At 73.7% G+C, this 15,146-nt stretch carries 15 protein-coding genes; 5 read left to right on the top strand and 10 right to left on the bottom strand.

The window, feature by feature from the left end:
* The first annotated feature begins 78 nt into the window (after positions 1-78).
* Positions 79-456, top strand: coding sequence for a hypothetical protein (locus ACZ3KJ_RS03460; protein WP_467524211.1), 378 nt, complete (start codon positions 79-81; stop codon positions 454-456).
* A gap of 50 nt (positions 457-506) precedes the next feature.
* Here the strand turns inward: ACZ3KJ_RS03460 and ACZ3KJ_RS03455 are convergent, their stop codons facing one another.
* The 5 genes from ACZ3KJ_RS03455 to ACZ3KJ_RS03435 form a co-directional block, all read right to left on the bottom strand.
* The gene (locus ACZ3KJ_RS03455) at positions 507-677 is read right to left on the bottom strand and encodes a hypothetical protein (protein ID WP_467524209.1); all 171 of its coding nucleotides are present in this window, start codon (positions 675-677) and stop codon (positions 507-509) included.
* A 171-nt stretch (positions 678-848) separates the two neighbouring features.
* Positions 849-1,412, bottom strand: coding sequence for a Uma2 family endonuclease (locus ACZ3KJ_RS03450; protein WP_467524207.1), 564 nt, complete (start codon positions 1,410-1,412; stop codon positions 849-851).
* Positions 1,413-1,619: 207 nt separating this feature from the next.
* Positions 1,620-2,183 (bottom strand): Uma2 family endonuclease, encoded by a 564-nt coding sequence (locus ACZ3KJ_RS03445; RefSeq protein ID WP_467524205.1) that lies wholly within the window; start codon positions 2,181-2,183, stop codon positions 1,620-1,622.
* 156 nt (positions 2,184-2,339) lie between these two features.
* Positions 2,340-3,026, bottom strand: a complete 687-nt coding sequence (locus tag ACZ3KJ_RS03440; RefSeq protein ID WP_467524203.1) for a hypothetical protein — start codon at positions 3,024-3,026, stop codon at positions 2,340-2,342.
* 95 nt (positions 3,027-3,121) lie between these two features.
* The gene (locus ACZ3KJ_RS03435) at positions 3,122-5,158 is read right to left on the bottom strand and encodes a bifunctional glycosyltransferase 87/phosphatase PAP2 family protein (RefSeq protein WP_467524202.1); all 2,037 of its coding nucleotides are present in this window, start codon (positions 5,156-5,158) and stop codon (positions 3,122-3,124) included.
* Between the two features lie 369 nt (positions 5,159-5,527).
* On the opposite strand from ACZ3KJ_RS03435, the gene ACZ3KJ_RS03430 reads away from it, so the two are divergent.
* Complete coding sequence (locus ACZ3KJ_RS03430; protein WP_467524201.1) at positions 5,528-6,829, top strand: DUF2330 domain-containing protein; 1,302 nt, start codon at positions 5,528-5,530, stop codon at positions 6,827-6,829.
* A gap of 183 nt (positions 6,830-7,012) precedes the next feature.
* The gene (locus tag ACZ3KJ_RS03425) at positions 7,013-7,684 is read left to right on the top strand and encodes an O-methyltransferase (RefSeq protein ID WP_467524200.1); all 672 of its coding nucleotides are present in this window, start codon (positions 7,013-7,015) and stop codon (positions 7,682-7,684) included.
* Positions 7,685-7,717: 33 nt separating this feature from the next.
* Here ACZ3KJ_RS03425 and ACZ3KJ_RS03420 read toward each other — a convergent pair whose 3' ends face one another.
* Positions 7,718-8,110 (bottom strand): hypothetical protein, encoded by a 393-nt coding sequence (locus ACZ3KJ_RS03420; protein ID WP_389511880.1) that lies wholly within the window; start codon positions 8,108-8,110, stop codon positions 7,718-7,720.
* Between the two features lie 99 nt (positions 8,111-8,209).
* On the opposite strand from ACZ3KJ_RS03420, the gene ACZ3KJ_RS03415 reads away from it, so the two are divergent.
* Positions 8,210-8,635, top strand: a complete 426-nt coding sequence (locus tag ACZ3KJ_RS03415) for a DnaJ family domain-containing protein (protein ID WP_467524198.1) — start codon at positions 8,210-8,212, stop codon at positions 8,633-8,635.
* 19 nt (positions 8,636-8,654) lie between these two features.
* Here ACZ3KJ_RS03415 and ACZ3KJ_RS03410 read toward each other — a convergent pair whose 3' ends face one another.
* The 3 genes from ACZ3KJ_RS03410 to ACZ3KJ_RS03400 form a co-directional block, all read right to left on the bottom strand.
* Complete coding sequence (locus tag ACZ3KJ_RS03410; RefSeq protein ID WP_467524196.1) at positions 8,655-9,545, bottom strand: hypothetical protein; 891 nt, start codon at positions 9,543-9,545, stop codon at positions 8,655-8,657.
* Between the two features lie 5 nt (positions 9,546-9,550).
* The gene (locus tag ACZ3KJ_RS03405; protein ID WP_467524194.1) at positions 9,551-10,231 is read right to left on the bottom strand and encodes a hypothetical protein; all 681 of its coding nucleotides are present in this window, start codon (positions 10,229-10,231) and stop codon (positions 9,551-9,553) included.
* A 170-nt stretch (positions 10,232-10,401) separates the two neighbouring features.
* Complete coding sequence (locus tag ACZ3KJ_RS03400; RefSeq protein WP_467524192.1) at positions 10,402-12,450, bottom strand: MDR family MFS transporter; 2,049 nt, start codon at positions 12,448-12,450, stop codon at positions 10,402-10,404.
* Positions 12,451-13,182: 732 nt separating this feature from the next.
* Here ACZ3KJ_RS03400 and ACZ3KJ_RS03395 point away from each other — a divergent pair.
* Positions 13,183-14,190 carry a peptidoglycan-binding domain-containing protein gene (locus tag ACZ3KJ_RS03395; protein ID WP_467524191.1) on the top strand — a complete coding sequence of 336 codons (1,008 nt, stop codon included), beginning with the start codon at positions 13,183-13,185 and terminating at the stop codon, positions 14,188-14,190.
* A 277-nt stretch (positions 14,191-14,467) separates the two neighbouring features.
* Here ACZ3KJ_RS03395 and ACZ3KJ_RS03390 read toward each other — a convergent pair whose 3' ends face one another.
* Entirely contained in the window at positions 14,468-15,145 is a 678-nt protein-coding gene (locus tag ACZ3KJ_RS03390; RefSeq protein WP_467524189.1) for an HAD family hydrolase, read from the bottom strand.
* Between the last annotated feature and the right edge of the window lies 1 nt (position 15,146).

Here is a 15,146-nt window from a genome sequence, read left to right as displayed (position 1 = left end):
CTTTCGCAGGCCCGCGTCGTCGGGCTGGTGAGACCTTATCGAGATCCACTGCTTCCGGGCGGAACAGGAGACCGTGACATGGCCACCCAGGCGACGGCACAGCGCAGCTTCTCGTTCCTGCGGTTCGCGATCGTCCTGCAGACCCTGACCATCTTCCTTCAAGCGGTCTCCGCCGGACTGCTGCTGACCGCGTCCTACGGAGAGACGCTGCACAGTGTCGGAGCCCGTGTGATGTACGGGGCGTCGATGCTGTACGTACTCGCGGCGGTGCTGGCGTGGAAGCCGGGCGGCGGCTCGCCCCGGCCCGTCTGGCACGCGTCCGGCTTCCTCCTCCTCGCCTCGGTCCAGGTCGTCCTCGGCATCGCGCACGTCCCGTCGGTCCATCTCCCCCTGGGGGTGCTGATGTTCGGGCTGAGCGTGCTGGCTCTGACGGCCCGCAACGGGTCGGGGTCATGACGGCGGTCAGCCCCGCTGCGTTCCCGCCAATCGCTCCACCTGGCGGCGGATCAGTTCGCGGGGAAACCTCGCAAGCCGCCCCAGAGGTCGTTCTTCCAGTTGAAGACCTGGCGTACGACGGTGGGGGCGCCGGCGCCGTGCACGGCGGCCAGGACGATCCCGCAGGACGCGTTCGAGACCGGCGGGGCCGTCGGTTCGCTCACCCTGGACCGGGGTGCCATGGACGTTCGGCACCTCGCCCTCCTGGAAGGCCAGGGCCCTCAGCTCATCGTAGGAGACAGCGGCCCTTATCGTGTTTTTGCAGATCAGCACCGGTGCCTACGTCCGTGGAAGTCCGCTCGTGTACGCCGTTGGCGTGCCCGGTTGCCGTCGGCGTTGCCGTCAGGCGACATCTACTGCCGAGTGAGTCCGGCCGGATCGATGGCGACAGGGAACGGGGTGTCCAGGTCTGTGCTCGTGCCTGCGAGTGCGGTCGCCCGCTCCACGTACCGGCCGCCCTTCAGTTCGTAGACCACGAGCATGGGCGCGGGGTCGAACTCGAGTCGCCAGAAGTGCGGAATGGCGGCCTCGGCGTAGAGCATCGGCTTGAACTTGCGGTCCACGGTGCGGTTGCCGGGAGAGACGAGCTCGACCACGAGCTGCACGCCATCGGCGTCGACGCTGACGCCGTCCTCGGCGGTCGCGCCGGCGTCGGTCACCACGAGGTCGGGGACGACAAGACCGGAGGGCAGGATGACGTTGATGGCCTCCAGCACCTCGACCGGGGCCTTGGCGGCCTGGGCCGCCGCATGGAGGATCATGGCGAGGCGGAGCGAGGCCCGCTGGTGTCGGATGCCGGGTGCGGGGGACATCACGAGGGACTCCCCCAGCAGTTCGTAGCGCATGGTGCGGTCCTCGGGCAGCGCGAGGATGTCGGCGACGGTCCAGGGCCCCGTGTGGTCGATGGCAACGCCCATTCCCTTTCGCCTCCTCGTCCGCCCGGCAGCCGCGGGAAGGCCCGGCAAGCGGTACACGGCCAGCATACGGGCGCTCTCACCTGCTGACATCGTTTTCGTCACCCTGAGCGAGACCTCGAACGCGCGTGCTGGAAATTCTCTGCGCAGTAGTGGCGCCGGCATGGGTCGCGCATGGCCGTCGACGGGTTCGGTGCCGTCGGAGGGCAGCTACTGCCGGGTGAGTCCAGCCGGATCGATGGCCATGGGGAACGGGACGTCCAGGTGGGTGGTCGCGCCCGCGAGGGCGGTCGTCCGCTCCACGTACCGGCCGCCTTCCAGTTCGTAGACGGCGAGCATCGGGGACGGATCGAACTCCAGGCGCCAGAAGTGCGGAACGGCGGCCTCCGCGTACAGCATGGGCTTGATCTTGCGGTCCATGGTGCGGTTGCCGGGGGAGACGAGTTCGACGACGAGCTGGACCGCGTCGATGTCAACGGTGACGGGGTCGTCGGCGGTCGCGCCGGCGTCGGCCACGACCAGGTCGGGCACGACCAGCCCGGACGGCAGGACGACGTTGACGCCTTCCAGGATCTCCACCGGTGCGCCGGCGGCGCGGGCAGCCGTGTCCAGGGCGACGTGGAGGCGGAAGGAGGCCCTCTGGTGACGGACGCCGGGAGCGGGGGACATCACGAGGGACTCCCCCAGCAGCTCGTAGCGGGTCGTGCGGTCCTCGGGCAGGGCCAGGACGTCGGCGACGGTCCAGGGCCCGGTGTGGTCGATGGCAACGCTCATTCCCCTTCACCTCCTCGTCCGACCGGCAGTCTCGGCTCGACCTCGACAGGTGGTACGTGGCCAGCATACGGGCGCTCCCACCTGCTGACACGAGGTTCCGCCGCCGCGGGCGGGACCTCGGGGTCGGCGACCCGTGTCCTACGGCGACCGCCGCGGTCAGCCGCCCTGCGCCTCTTCCAGCCGCTCGACCTGCCGCCGGATCAGCTCCCGCGGGAACCTCGCGTCGCCGACGGCCTCGACCTTGGTGAAGGTGGCCGTGATGCCGCCGGTGCGGACGACGACGTGTTCCCGGTGCATCACCAGGCCGTCCTTCGTGGGCGTGGTGGTGCGGAAGGCGAGGGCCTCGTCGCCGAGCCGGGGGGCGTTCGCCGGGGTGACCACGGTCGTGTACGGGCCGTCGTACGAGACGCCCTTGTAGGACGTGCAGGTCTTCAGCGACGACCCGAGGCGGCCGAAGGCCTGGCGGGCGCCGTCGCCCGCGTAGGAGGCCAGGACGGAGGAGCCGCCCCAGAGGTCGTCCTTCCAGTTGAAGACCTGGCGTACGACGGTGGGGGCGCCGGCGCCGTTCACGGCGGCCAGGACGGTCCCGCAGGACGCGTTCGAGACCGGCGGGGCCGTCGGTTCGCTCATCCTGGGGCTGGGTTCCTGGACCGGGGTGTCATGGACGTTCGGCACCTCGCCGTCCCGGAAGGCCAGGGCCCTCAGCTCGTCGTAGGGGACGGCGGCCCCCTTCTGCCTCTCCCCCGCGCCCGCGTCCTGGCCCGAGCAGGCCGCCCCGGACAGCACCACGACAGCGGCGGTCGCGGCGCCGGCCAGCACCCTCCGCACGTTTCCTCCGAACATCAGTCCTCCCGCACAGGAGGTTAGACGCCTGTCGTGACCTGAGCACGACCAGTCCGGCCCGAGACGGTGATCGCTCGGGCCCGACCGGGCGGTGATCAGCTCGGGGTCCGGTCCTTCGCCGGCAGCGCAGGCGCGGGCACGGCCTGCCTCGGGATCACCGTCGCCCGTGCCCGGGGGCCCTGGAGCAGGTACGACAGGCCGAACCCGGCCAGGACGACGGCCGCGCCGCCCGCCGCGTCCAGGACCCAGTGGTTGCCGGTGGCGACGATCGCGGACACCGTGAACAGCGGGTGGAGGAGGCCCAGCGCCTTCATCCACCACTTCGGCGCCACCAGCGCGATGACCAGTCCGCACCACAGCGACCAGCCGAAGTGCAGCGAGGGCATGGCCGCGTACTGGTTGGTCAGGGCGGTCAGGGTGCCGTAGTCCGGCTGGGAGAAGTCCTGGACGCCGTGGACCGTGTCGATGATGCCCAGGGCGGGCATCAGGCGGGGCGGGGCCAGCGGGTAGAGCCAGAAGCCGAGCAGGGCGAGGAGGGTGGCGAAGCCGAGGGACGCGCGGGCCCAGCGGTAGTCGACCGGGCGCCGCCAGTACAGGACGGCGAGGACGGACAGCGGCACCACGAAGTGGAAGGACTCGTAGTAGAAGTCGAAGAAGTGGCGCAGCCAGCCGACGCCGACCACCCAGTGGTTGACCGTGTGCTCGACGTCGATGTGCAGGGCGCCCTCGAGGTCGAGGATCTCCTGGCCGTGCGCCTCGGCGCGCTCCCGGCCGCCGGTCGCCGCCAGCCGGACCTGCTGGTAGGCCGCGTACGTCACGCGGATCAGCAGCAGTTCGAGGAGGAGGTTGGGGCGGGTGAGGACGCGGCGCAGGAAGGGCAGCAGCGGGACGTGCTTCCAGCGGGCGGGGACGGGGGCGGCGTACTCGGTGGGGACGGGTGTGCGGTAGTGCTCCGACGTCCGGGAGAGGAAGGGCACGACCGTCGCCGCGGCCACCGCCGCGAGCAGCACCGCGTTGTCCCGGACGGGGTGCAGGGCGGGCACGTTCGGCAGCATCATCCGCGCGGGAAGCGTCATCACCAGGACGACGGCGACCGGCCAGACGTAGCGGTCGGAGGCGCGCCGGCCGACGCGGCCGACGACGGCGAGGAGGACCCACAGGAGCTGGTGCTGCCAGGTGGTCGGGGACACGGCGATCGCCGCGCAGCCGGTGAGGGCCACCGCCAGCAGCAGCTGGCCGTCGCGGGCGTAGCGTACGGCCCGCCGCACGCCGAGCACGGCGACCGTCGCGCCCAGCGCCAGGAAGAGGACGATCTCCAGCGGGCCGGAGAGGCCGAGGCGGAGCAGGGCGCCGTGCAGGGACTGGTTGGCGAGGCCGTTCGCCTCGCCGCCGAGGCCGACGCCCGCCATGTGGTGGACCCAGTAGGTGTACGAGTCGTGCGGCATCGCCGCCCAGGCGAGCAGCGTGGAGGCGGCGAAGGTGCCGCCCGTGGTGAGGGCGGCCGGCCGGCGGCCGGTGAGCCAGAGCAGGGGCACGAAGAGGAGGACCGTCGGCTGGAGCGCCGCCGCGACGCCGATGAGCACGCCGCCCGCCCGCTGTCCCCGCACGACCAGGCAGCCGAGCAGGACCAGCAGGACCGGGACGATGCTGGTCTGGCCGAGCCAGAGGGTGTTGCGCACCGGCAGCGACAGCATCAGCAGCACGATCGCGACGGGCGCGGCGAGCAGCGAGGTGCGTCTGCTGACCGGCTGCGGCAGGGCGCGCGCCGCGACCAGGCCCAGCGCCACGACCAGCAGCAGCGTGCCGAAGGTCCAGCCCCAGCCGAGGGCCTGCTCGGCGGCGCGCGTGAGGGGTTTGAGGACGAGCCCGCCGAAGGGGGTGCCCGTGAAGCGGGTGGAGTCGTAGAGCGAACCCTTGACGTGCAGGACGCCGTCCGGTCCGACCCAGGTCTCCAGGTCCGTCAGCCGCTCTCCGCGCGGGGTGCCGAGGACGACGGCCACCTGCCGGACGGCGAGGACCGCCGCGACCAGCCACAGGCCGAGGCGGGCCGCGTGCAGGCGCGCCCTCGCCGTGTCGGCCGTCGTCGCCCCGAAGGGTTCCGCCGGCCGTCCGCTGTGCTCCGCATTCGCCACGCCTCGTCGGCCTCCCGCCCCGTTCGTCCCACGCGTCACACGCGTGAGGTGTACTTTGCGAACCCTATGAGGCTCGCACCACCCCCGGACAGGGACGCAGGCCACCCCGTTTTCACCTGACGTCCGCTCTCCTTTTGTCCGGAAGACGATAGTGCGCCGGGGGGAGGGTTGCCTGCGCGGGGTGCGATCTGGGTCACAGCGCGGACGGAGCCGAACGGAACCGGATCTTCGCTCGTACCGTCGTAGGGCCACAGGCGGTGACCAGTGACGGAGGGGCTGCGCGACATGGTCGGTTTCCTGCGGGAACGGCACGAACGGGAGGTATGGCGGGGGGTGTCGCGGAGGGTGTGGCCGGGGGTTCGACGGGAGGTGTCGCGGAGGGCGCGGCGGGGGCGGCTGGCGGTCCTGCTCCTCGCGCTCCTCGCGACCCAGCTCGGTTCCCTGGTCGCCCCCGCCTACGCCTGCGGCTGCGGTGCGCTCGTCCCCGGTGGCGAGCAGCAGGTCGCGGTGCGCCGGGAGGTCTCCGCGGTGCGCTGGGACGGGGAGCGGGAGCAGATCGTCATGGGTCTGTCGGTCACGGGGGACGCCGACCGGGCCGCCTGGATCATGCCGGTGCCGCACCGGGCGAGCGTGCGGCTCGGCGACCCGGAGGTGTTCTCCCAGCTGACCGAGGCCACGGCCCCCGAGGAGCGCACCCGCTACCACTTCTGGCCGCAGGACGGCGACTGGCCGCTGACGACGGGCGACGGCGTCGCGGGGGCGGTCCCTCCGCCGCCGGGCGCCGCGCCCGGGGTGGACGTGGTGGGGCGCGAGCGGCTCGGACCGTTCGACGTGGCCCGGCTGACGGCCACCGACCCGGCCGCCCTGGACGGCTGGCTGGGCGACAACGGCTTCACCTTCCCGTCCCGCCTGGAGACGGCCCTCCAGCCGTACGTCGACCGGCGCTGGGAGTACGTGGCGGTACGGCTGGCCCCGGAGACCGCCGGCACCCCGCTCCGCGGCGACCTGGATCCGCTCCACCTCAGCTTCGCCAGCGACACCCTCGTCTATCCGATGCGGCTGTCGCGGCTCGCCGCCACCCCGCAGTCGCTGAGCCTGTACGTCCTGGCCGGCCACCGGATGGAGCCGGTGTCGCGGATCGGCGGGGAGCGGCCCCGGGTGACGTTCGCGGGGCGGATCGGTACGACGGCGGGGCCGCTGGGCGAGCTCGCGGACGGCACGCCGTTCCTGACGGCCCTCGTGCAGGAGTTCCCGGTGCCGTCGTCGATCTCGGCGGACCACGAACTGCGCCGCACGGCGAAGGACACGGCGTTCCGGCAGGTCGTCTACGAGAACCGGCTGCTCACGGTGGGCGGGGCGCCGGTGTGGCTGCTGACGGTCGTCGGCGTGGCCGCGGCGCTGGTGACGGGCGCGGTGGTGCTCGGCGTGCGCCGGGGGCGGGTGCGACGGGGGTACACGGGGGCGCAACGGCACCGGGGCGCCCGGTCCGCGACGCCTCCCCGACTCGCGCGGCCGGCGGCGCCTCCACGGCCCGCGCGACCCGCAGCGCCCGCGCGACCCGCAGCGCCCCCGCGGCCCGCGCATCCGGCGGCGCCGCCTCCCCGGCCCGCGGTGCCCCCTCGGCCGTCGGTGCCGCCCGCCTCGCCGCCCACGGGACCCCGCAACGGCTGAATCCGCAGGGGCCGAATCCGCCGTCCGGGCCGAACGGCCGCATTGGACCGGCCGGGGAAACCCATGAGGCGTCCCGGACGGGGAACCCGGGCGCAACCGGCGCCGTTGGCATAGTAGTTAGCGCTCCTAACGGGATGATCCACGCAGGTCACGGATACGTCAGGTACACGAGAGGCAGAGCGCATGAGCGAGTCGCACGTCTGGGACGCCGTCGACGCCTACTTCACCACCCACCTCGCCCCGGACGACGAGGTGACCGCGGCCGCGCTGCGCGACAGCGAGGCCGCCGAGCTCCCGCAGGCCAACGTCACGGCGACCCAGGGCAAGCTCCTCCAGCTGCTCGCCGAGATCCAGGGGGCGCGCACGATCCTGGAGATCGGCACGCTCGGCGGGTACAGCACGATCTGGCTGGGCCGCGCGCTCCCGGCGGACGGCCGGCTGATCTCGCTGGAGTACAACCCCCGGCACGCGGAGGTCGCGGTCCGCAACATCGCGCGGGCGGGACTCGACAAGCAGGTGGAGGTGCGGGTGGGCCCGGCCCTGGAGTCGCTGCCGCGGCTGGCCGACGAGAACCCGCCCCCGTTCGACCTGGTCTTCATCGACGCCGACAAGGTCAACAACGCGCACTACCTGGAGTGGGCCCTGCGGCTCACCAGCACGGGCAGCCTGATCGTCGTCGACAACGTCGTCCGGGGCGGCCGGGTGACCGACGCCGGCAGCGACGCGGGCGACGTCCTCGGCACCCGGTCCGCCATCGAACTCATCGGCGCGCACCCCAGGTTGAGCGGTACGGCGATCCAGACCGTGGGCTCCAAGGGGTACGACGGGTTCGCGCTGGCCCGCGTCCTGGCGTGAGGGCGGGACCGGGCCGGGCCGGACCGGTGAGGGCTAGGCCTCGTGGTAGAAGCCCACGTTGACGCTGCGCGGCCCGGTGCGGTCCACGACGATGATCTCGCCGGTGCCGCCACGCGGCAGCTGCACGGTCCCGCCGTAGGCGATGGTCTGGGCGTACTCCCCGACCACCAGCCGCACCTCGGAGGAGGGGTCCTGCTGGGAGCCGCGCAGCCAGCTGACCTGCCAGACGCCCTCGGGGCCGCACAGGAACTCCAGGTGGACCCGGGAGACGAACAGCCAGTCCTCGGGCGTCACGAGACGGCAGACGGACGCGTCCCGGCCCACCCGCAGCACGGCCCCCGGCTCGCTGGGCGCGTCGGCCATGAGCATGCCGGCCGTGGCACCCTCTTCCGTCCCCGAGACGGTGGCCATGGTGAGTTCGAGCACGTGCGCTCCTCGTGAGGTGTCCGACGGTGGCTGTGTGACCTTTGTGCAGCGGCCGCATACTAAATCGCCCGGGGCCGTGGCGTCCGGCACAATGGACCCATGACCGAGCGAAAGCCACCCGGCGTTCCGTTCGAGTCCTGGGTGGACAAGCAGATCCGGGACGCGGAGCGACGGGGCGAGTTCGATCAACTTCCGGGTGCGGGCAGGCCGTTGCCCCCGGAGATCGAGAGTTCGTACGACGAACTGTGGTGGGTCCGGCGCAAGATGGCGCGCGAGGGGCTCTCGGTGCTTCCGCCGGCGCTCGCGTTGCGCAAGGAGGCGGAGGACGCGCTCGCGGCGGCGTACGCGGCCCCTTCGGAACGCCTCGTCCGGAAGATCATCACGGACGTCAACGTCAAGCTGCGGGACATGATGTTCAAGCCGCCGCCCGGCCCCCCGCTGGGGATGAAGCCGTACGACGTCGAGACGGTCGTACGGGAGTGGCGGGAGCGCCGGGCGGCGGCCGGGGGCACACGGGCCGGGTGAGCGGGCCGTGCGCGGGACGTCAGATGTGCAGCAGCCGTTCCGTGAGCTCGCGGTAGTCCCGCAGGGCCAGCCGGAGCTGCTCGGTGTCGGCGGTCGTGTCGCGGTCGCCCCGGGCGTCGTCCGCGAGCTGCCAGGAGCCGCGCAGCGTACGGCGGCGGCGGTTCATGGCGTCGGTGAACGACGCGGTCAGCTCCTCCAGGACGTGGTCCGCCTCCTCGACGGCGTCGTGGGGCCGGTCGACGAACTCCGCGACCGCGTGCTGGATGCGCGCGGTGAGCTTGTCGCACTGGTCGCCCGGGAGCAGGGAGGACGCGGTGTGCTGCGGGGCGGCGGCCTGGGCGGTCCGCTCGGACGAGCCGGCCGGGGCGGCGGTGCCGGCCGCGGTGGGCGATCCCGCCTCGGTGCCGCGGAGGGCGTGGGCACCGGTGCGGCCCTGCTCGCCGTACGCGTCCCCGCCGCCGTACGGGTCCTGGCCGGCGTACGGGTCCCGGCCGGCGTATTCGTCCTTGCCGGTGTACACGTCCTGGCCGGCGGCGTCCGTGTCCTTGCCCCGGTCCGCGCCGGTCCCGGTCGTCGGCCCGCCCCTCATCGCGTTCCCCTCTCCGGCGCCACTGGCCTCCCGGGCGCTCCTGATCTCCCTGGCCTCGCGGGCCTCACGGGCGTTCCGCGCCTCCCGCGCGCCGCCGACCGTCTCGTCCCGGGCGTCCCCGCTCATCTCGGCGAAGGCGCCCCGCCGTTCCGCGGCCGTCGCCGGCGCTTCCTGGCCGCCGCCCACGACGGACGTGCGCTCACCGCGCTCGATCCACTCGGCCTGCTGCTCGGCGCGGCGGCCGGTCCGCCCGGCCTCGGCGTCCCGCTGCTCGGGCCGCGTTCCGCGTCGGTCCTCGCCGCTCGGTGTCACGTCGGGCATCCTTCTCACCCCTGCTTCGTCTGATGCCGGTGGAAGCCCCACGGCATGTGGTGGCCCTCGCGGGCCTTGGACTCCCGGCTCGCCGGCCGGGTCAGTGCGTGGCGACCGCCCGAGCCGGACCGGCCGTCGGCCAGCAGGTCGTCGAAGAGGGCACGGGCCTCGACCAGGGCGGACCGCAGGTCCTCGGTACCGGGCGCCTGGCCGCTGCGGGCGCCGCCGTCCGTGTGGAAGCGGGCGACCTGGTGCACGCGCCGGTAGCCGTGCACGTGGCGCGCGTGGTGCACGCTGAGCGCGGCGACCTGCTCCTCGTACTGCGTGCCGGCCGGGAAGCCCCGGGCTCCGGCCACCTCGGCGAGCAGCCGGTCGGCCTCGGCGACCGCCTCGCGCGGCGAGTCGACGAAGCGCTCCTGCGCGGCCGTCCAGGCGGCCTCGAACCGCTCGCGCTCCGCGGGTTCCAGCGGCCGCTCGAGCAGACCGCCGTGCCGCTCCACCAGGGCGCCGAGTTCCCGCTCGGCCGCCTTGACGTCACCGTCGTGCCGGGCGACGGCCCGGTCGTACTCGGGCCCGAAGCGCTGCTTCAGGCTGCGTCCTGACTGCGACCCTCGGGCCCGCACGGCCAGGACGGCCGCGACGGCGATGACGGCCGCCACAATCACGATCAGAGCGATGATCAGGCCTGTGGACATGGTTGCCTTCCGGTGTGTCGGCCCCTCGGGCCGGTTCACGATTCGGGTTGCCCGGACGGCGCCGGACAAACGACACCCGGCCTTCGGCGCCCGGTCGCGCCCGCCCGCTCACCCCGCACGCGCCCACCCCCGCACCCACACCCACCGGGCGCCCCGCGCCCGCCCGCTCCTCACCCGAGCCGTACCACCGGCCGCATGTCGTGGGGCTGTTCGCGGTCCGAGCCGCACAGTTCCTCGTTCAGTTCCGTCACCAGGCGGGTCAGGTCGGTGGGGCGGTCGGGGCTCCACCAGTCGCCGAGGAGTTCGGCCAGCGACTCCTCGCGGGCCCGGGCGAGGCGTCCGGCGACCTCGTGGCCCCGGGGCGTCAGGAAGAGGTCCAGGCCCTCGCGCCGGGCGAGGTGGCGCTCCTCGATCTGGCGGGCGGCCTCCAGGACCGCGGGCAGCGGGACATTGGTGCGCTCGGCGAGCATGCCGGGCTCGACACTGCCGTACCGCTTGATCCGCAGCAGCATCCAGCTCGCGGCCGGGAGGAGGTCGTAGCCGGCCCGGTCGGTGATGCTGCGGTAGATCTCATGGCGGCCCTCGCGGGTGCCGAGGACGGACAGCGCCCGGCACACCTCGTCGTACGACGACCGCTCGACGGGGTTGCTGGCGAGGGTCTCGGTGCCGTCCGGTGCGGTGACCGAACCGCGCAGCCGGTCCTCCCGCAGGAACCAGGCGAGGACGAAGCCCAGGAACGCGACGGGGGCGGCGTACAGGAAGACGTCCGTGATCGCGGACGCGTACGCGTCGAGGACCGGCGGGCGCAGGGCGGGCGGCAGGCCGCCGATGAGGCGCGGGTCGGCCTCCAGCGCGCCGGCCGAGACGCCGGGCGGCAGGGCGACGCCCCGGAAGGCGTCGGCGAGCTTGTCGCCGAGGCGGCCCGCGAAGACCGTGCCGAAGACGGCGACGCCGAAGGACGCGCCGATGGAGCGGAAGAAGGTCGCGCCGGAGGTGGCGACGCCCAGGTCCTCGTAGGACACCGCGTTCTGCACGATGAGGACCAGCACCTGCATCACCAGGCCGAGGCCCACGCCGAAGACGAGGAAGTACGCGCCCATCTCCGCGGTGGGGCTGTCCGCGTCGAGCTGGTGCAGCAGGAGCAGACCGAGGGCCGTCACGCCGGTGCCCGCGACCGGGAAGACCTTCCAGCGGCCGGTGCGGCTGACGATCTGCCCGGACACCGTCGACGACAGCAGCAGACCGGCCACCATCGGCAACATGTACACGCCCGACATGGTCGGCGAGACGCCGTGCACGACCTGGAGGAAGGTGGGCAGGTAGGTCATCGCGCCGAACATCGCGAAGCCGACGATGAGGCTGATCACCGCGGAGAGGGTGAAGGTGCGGACGCGGAACAGCTTCAGCGGCAGGACGGGTTCGGCCGCCCTGCGCTCCACGGCCACGAACGCGACGGCGAGTACGACGCCCAGCACGGCGAGGCCGACGATCCGCGGCGACCCCCAGCCCCAGGTGGTGCCGCCGAGGGAGGCCACGAGGACCAGGCAGGTGGCGACGGCGGCGACGAGGAAGGTGCCGAGGTAGTCGATGACGTGCCGGGTCGCCGTGCGCGGGACGTGCAGGACGGTCGCGATGACGGCGAGCGCGACGACCCCGACGGGGAGGTTGACGTAGAACACCCAGCGCCAGCTCAGATGCTGGGTGAACAGGCCGCCGAGGAGGGGACCGAGGACGCTGGTCGCGCCGAAGACGGCGCCGAACAGCCCCTGGTACCGGCCGCGTTCACGCGGCGGCACGAGGTCGCCGACGATCGCCATCGACAGCACCATCAACCCGCCGCCGCCCAGGCCCTGCACCGCCCGGAAGGCGATGAGCTGCGGCATGTCCTGCGCCGTTCCGCACAGCGCCGAACCCAGCAGGAAGATCACGATCGCGGTCTGGAACAGCCTCTTGCGCCCGTACTGGTCGCCCAGTTTCCCCCACAGCGGGGTCGCCGCCGTCGACGCCAGCAGGTACGCCGTGACCACCCAGGACAGGTGCTCCAGACCGCCGAGCTCGCTGACGATCGTGGGCAGCGCGGTGGACACGATCGTCTGGTCCAGGGCGGCCAGCAGCATGCCGAGCAGCAGCGCGCCGATGGAGACGAGGACGTTGCCGGAAACGTGCTCCTGTCGCGGATCGCGTGGATCCCCGGTCCTGGCGTGCGCGTCCAAGGCCATGGATGCCTCCCGAGGCTCGCGTGACACCTTTCCATCGTGATCGGTGTGTCCCGTTATGGCCTCCCGAGTCCTTTCGGAACCGACCGTTCCGGGGGTCGCGGGCGAGAAGTTGTGTGGAGGATCTGCATAATCTCTGAAGTTCGCATGGGGAGGGACGAACAGGTGGACGAACCGATGGGGCGGCACGAGCGACCGCGGCCCGGGCAGCACGGGCTTCCGTGCCCGGAGTGCGGAGCGCTCCGCGCGGCGGACAACACACCCTCGTGCGGCTGCGCCCTGCGGGCGTCCGAGGCCCTGCGCGACACCCGCGAGGCGGAGGCGGCCGCGGCGGAGGACTTCGATCCGCTGCGGATACGGCCGTACGTCGACCTCGCGGAGAGCACGGAGGGCGCAGAGGGCACAGGGGACGAAGAGGGCACAGGGGGTGCGGGGGGCACAGGGGGCGTGGACAGCGCCGAGGGTCCGGCGACGGGTGCCGGAAGTGCGACGGCGGACGCGGGCGTGCGCTCGGGCGCTCGCGCGGATGTGAGCGCTCGTGCGGGCGCGGACGCGGGCGCTCGTGCGGGCGCGGGCACAGGGAGCGGGCAGGACGGGCGGAACGGGCCGGGCGGGGGTGGCACGGACAGCGCGGGGACCGGCCAGGCACCCGGGACCGGTCAGGCATCCGGCACCGGTCAGGCACCCGCGGCCGGTCAGGGCGCGGCGGAGGCGTCCGCGCCGGCCGACGTGACCATGCCCCTGCCGCGGATCACCGACGGGACGGCGTCGCCCGTGCCGCCGCTCTCCGGCGCGACCGCCCCTTCGCCGTCGGCCTCCGACGCGACCAGGGCTCTCCCCTCGGTCACCGACGCGACCGCGGCCCTGCCCCCGGTCACCGACGCGACCACTGCGCTCCCCCCGGTCACCGACGCGACCGTGCCCGTGCCGGCCGTCTCCGAGGCGACGATGACCCTGCGGGCGGTGGATCCGGCCGGCCACCGGGAGGGGCCGGCCGCGGCGCTGCCCACGCCCCTCGCCCCGGCGGCCTCCGCGCCGAACGCCACCGACCTGAGCCTGTTCGAGGCGGTGGACGCCGACGGGCACACCGTGCACGTCCCGGCCGACGACGAGCGGCCGCACGGTCGGCGCCGGCGGACGCTGCTGGTGGCCTGCGCCGGTGCGGCCGTGGCCGTCGTGGCGGCGGCCGGGTTCGCGAGCGGGCTGTTCTCCTACGAGACGCCGAGCCGCGACGGCGCCGCCCCCGAGGACGTGCGGGCGGCTGTACCGGACACCTCGCGGAGCACGGCGGCGGCGTCGGAGTCGGCGAGCCGCTCCGCGTCCCCCTCGGCGTCCAGCGCCTCCCCGTCCCCGTCCGAGAGCGAGAGCTCCTCGCCGTCGCCGTCGGCCTCGAGCGCCTCGCCGTCCGCGTCCGAGACGGCCGAGCCGAGCCCGAGCACGCCGACCGAGGAGGCCACGGGCTCCCTGACCCCGGAGAGCGGCGCCGACGAGGGCGACGAGGCCGACAGCAGCCCCGCGGCCACCGTGCTCCGGCGCGGGGACCGGGGGCCCGAGGTCACCGAACTCCAGCTCCGGCTCAAGCAGCTGTACCTCTACAACGACGACGTGAACGGCGTGTTCACCGGCAGGGTCGAGGACGCGCTGCGGAACTTCCAGTGGTCGCGGGGGATCCAGGGCGAGGAACTGGGCGTGTACGGGGCGGCCACGCGGGCGAAGCTGGAGGCGGTGACCGAGGAGCCGTGAGGCCGGCGGGGGCGGGCCTCAGCCCCCGGACCCGGTGACGGCTTCAGCCCCGGACCCCGCTGACGGCCTCGCACCCCGGTCCCCGGTGACAGCCTCAGGCCCGGACCTCGGTGACGGCCTCAGGCCCGGGTGACGGCCTCAGGCCCGAACCCCGCTGACGTTCTCAGCCCCGGACCCCTGTCCCCGGAGACGGCCTCAGGCCGGGTGACGGCCTCAGGCCGGGGACGGCCTCAGGCCCGCCCAGTAACGGCCTCAGCCCCGGTCCCCGGAGACAGCCTCAGCCCCGAACCCCGGCAACGTGGATCCGGACCCCCTCCGCCGCGGTCTCCACCCGTACCCCGGTCAGGTCCCGCACCACCACGTCCGGCCGGTGGGCCACCGCTCGCGGCCCGACGCCGACGACCCGCATACCGGCCGCCCGGCCGGCGGCGATCCCCACCCCGGAGTCCTCGAACACCACGCACTCCGCCGGGTCGACGCCCAGCTCGGCCGCGCCCTTGAGGAAGCCCTCCGGGTGCGGCTTGCTGGCGCCCACCGACTCCGCGGTGATCCGGACCTCCGGCAGGGGGAGCCCCGCGGCGGCCATCCGGGCCGTGGACAGCGGGACGTCCGCCGAGGTCACCAGCGCGTGCGGGACGTCCCGCAGCGAGGCGAGGAACCCGGGCGCCCCGGGGACCGGTACGACGCCGTCCAGGTCGGCGGTCTCCTCCGCCAGCATGCGCGCGTTGTCCGCGAGGTTCCGCTCCATCGGCCGGCCGGGCAGCAGGACGGCCATCGAGGCGTACCCCTGGCGTCCGTGGACGACCTTCATCACCTCGTCGCCGTCCAGACCGTGCCGTTCGGCCCAGCGCCGCCAGACGCGCTCGACGACGGCGTCCGAGTTCACGAGGGTGCCGTCCATGTCGAGGAGGAGGGCACGGGCGGTCAGGACGGTGGCGGACACGGCGGCCGGCATC

Source organism: Streptomyces sp. NPDC003248 (genome assembly GCF_055563235.1).
Note: the sequence above shows the minus strand (reverse complement) of the source record. Positions and strands in the feature narration are given on the sequence as shown.

Coding starts and splice junctions, on each gene's coding strand:
- ACZ3KJ_RS03460 (WP_467524211.1), top strand. CDS start 79: ATGGCCACCCAGGCGACGGCACAGCGCAGCTTCTCGTTCCTGCGGTTC.
- ACZ3KJ_RS03455 (WP_467524209.1), bottom strand. CDS start 677: ATGGCACCCCGGTCCAGGGTGAGCGAACCGACGGCCCCGCCGGTCTCG.
- ACZ3KJ_RS03450 (WP_467524207.1), bottom strand. CDS start 1,412: ATGGGCGTTGCCATCGACCACACGGGGCCCTGGACCGTCGCCGACATC.
- ACZ3KJ_RS03445 (WP_467524205.1), bottom strand. CDS start 2,183: ATGAGCGTTGCCATCGACCACACCGGGCCCTGGACCGTCGCCGACGTC.
- ACZ3KJ_RS03440 (WP_467524203.1), bottom strand. CDS start 3,026: ATGTTCGGAGGAAACGTGCGGAGGGTGCTGGCCGGCGCCGCGACCGCC.
- ACZ3KJ_RS03425 (WP_467524200.1), top strand. CDS start 7,013: ATGAGCGAGTCGCACGTCTGGGACGCCGTCGACGCCTACTTCACCACC.
- ACZ3KJ_RS03415 (WP_467524198.1), top strand. CDS start 8,210: ATGACCGAGCGAAAGCCACCCGGCGTTCCGTTCGAGTCCTGGGTGGAC.
- ACZ3KJ_RS03410 (WP_467524196.1), bottom strand. CDS start 9,545: ATGCCCGACGTGACACCGAGCGGCGAGGACCGACGCGGAACGCGGCCC.
- ACZ3KJ_RS03405 (WP_467524194.1), bottom strand. CDS start 10,231: ATGTCCACAGGCCTGATCATCGCTCTGATCGTGATTGTGGCGGCCGTC.
- ACZ3KJ_RS03400 (WP_467524192.1), bottom strand. CDS start 12,450: ATGGCCTTGGACGCGCACGCCAGGACCGGGGATCCACGCGATCCGCGA.
- ACZ3KJ_RS03395 (WP_467524191.1), top strand. CDS start 13,183: ATGCCCCTGCCGCGGATCACCGACGGGACGGCGTCGCCCGTGCCGCCG.
- ACZ3KJ_RS03390 (WP_467524189.1), bottom strand. CDS start 15,145: ATGCCGGCCGCCGTGTCCGCCACCGTCCTGACCGCCCGTGCCCTCCTC.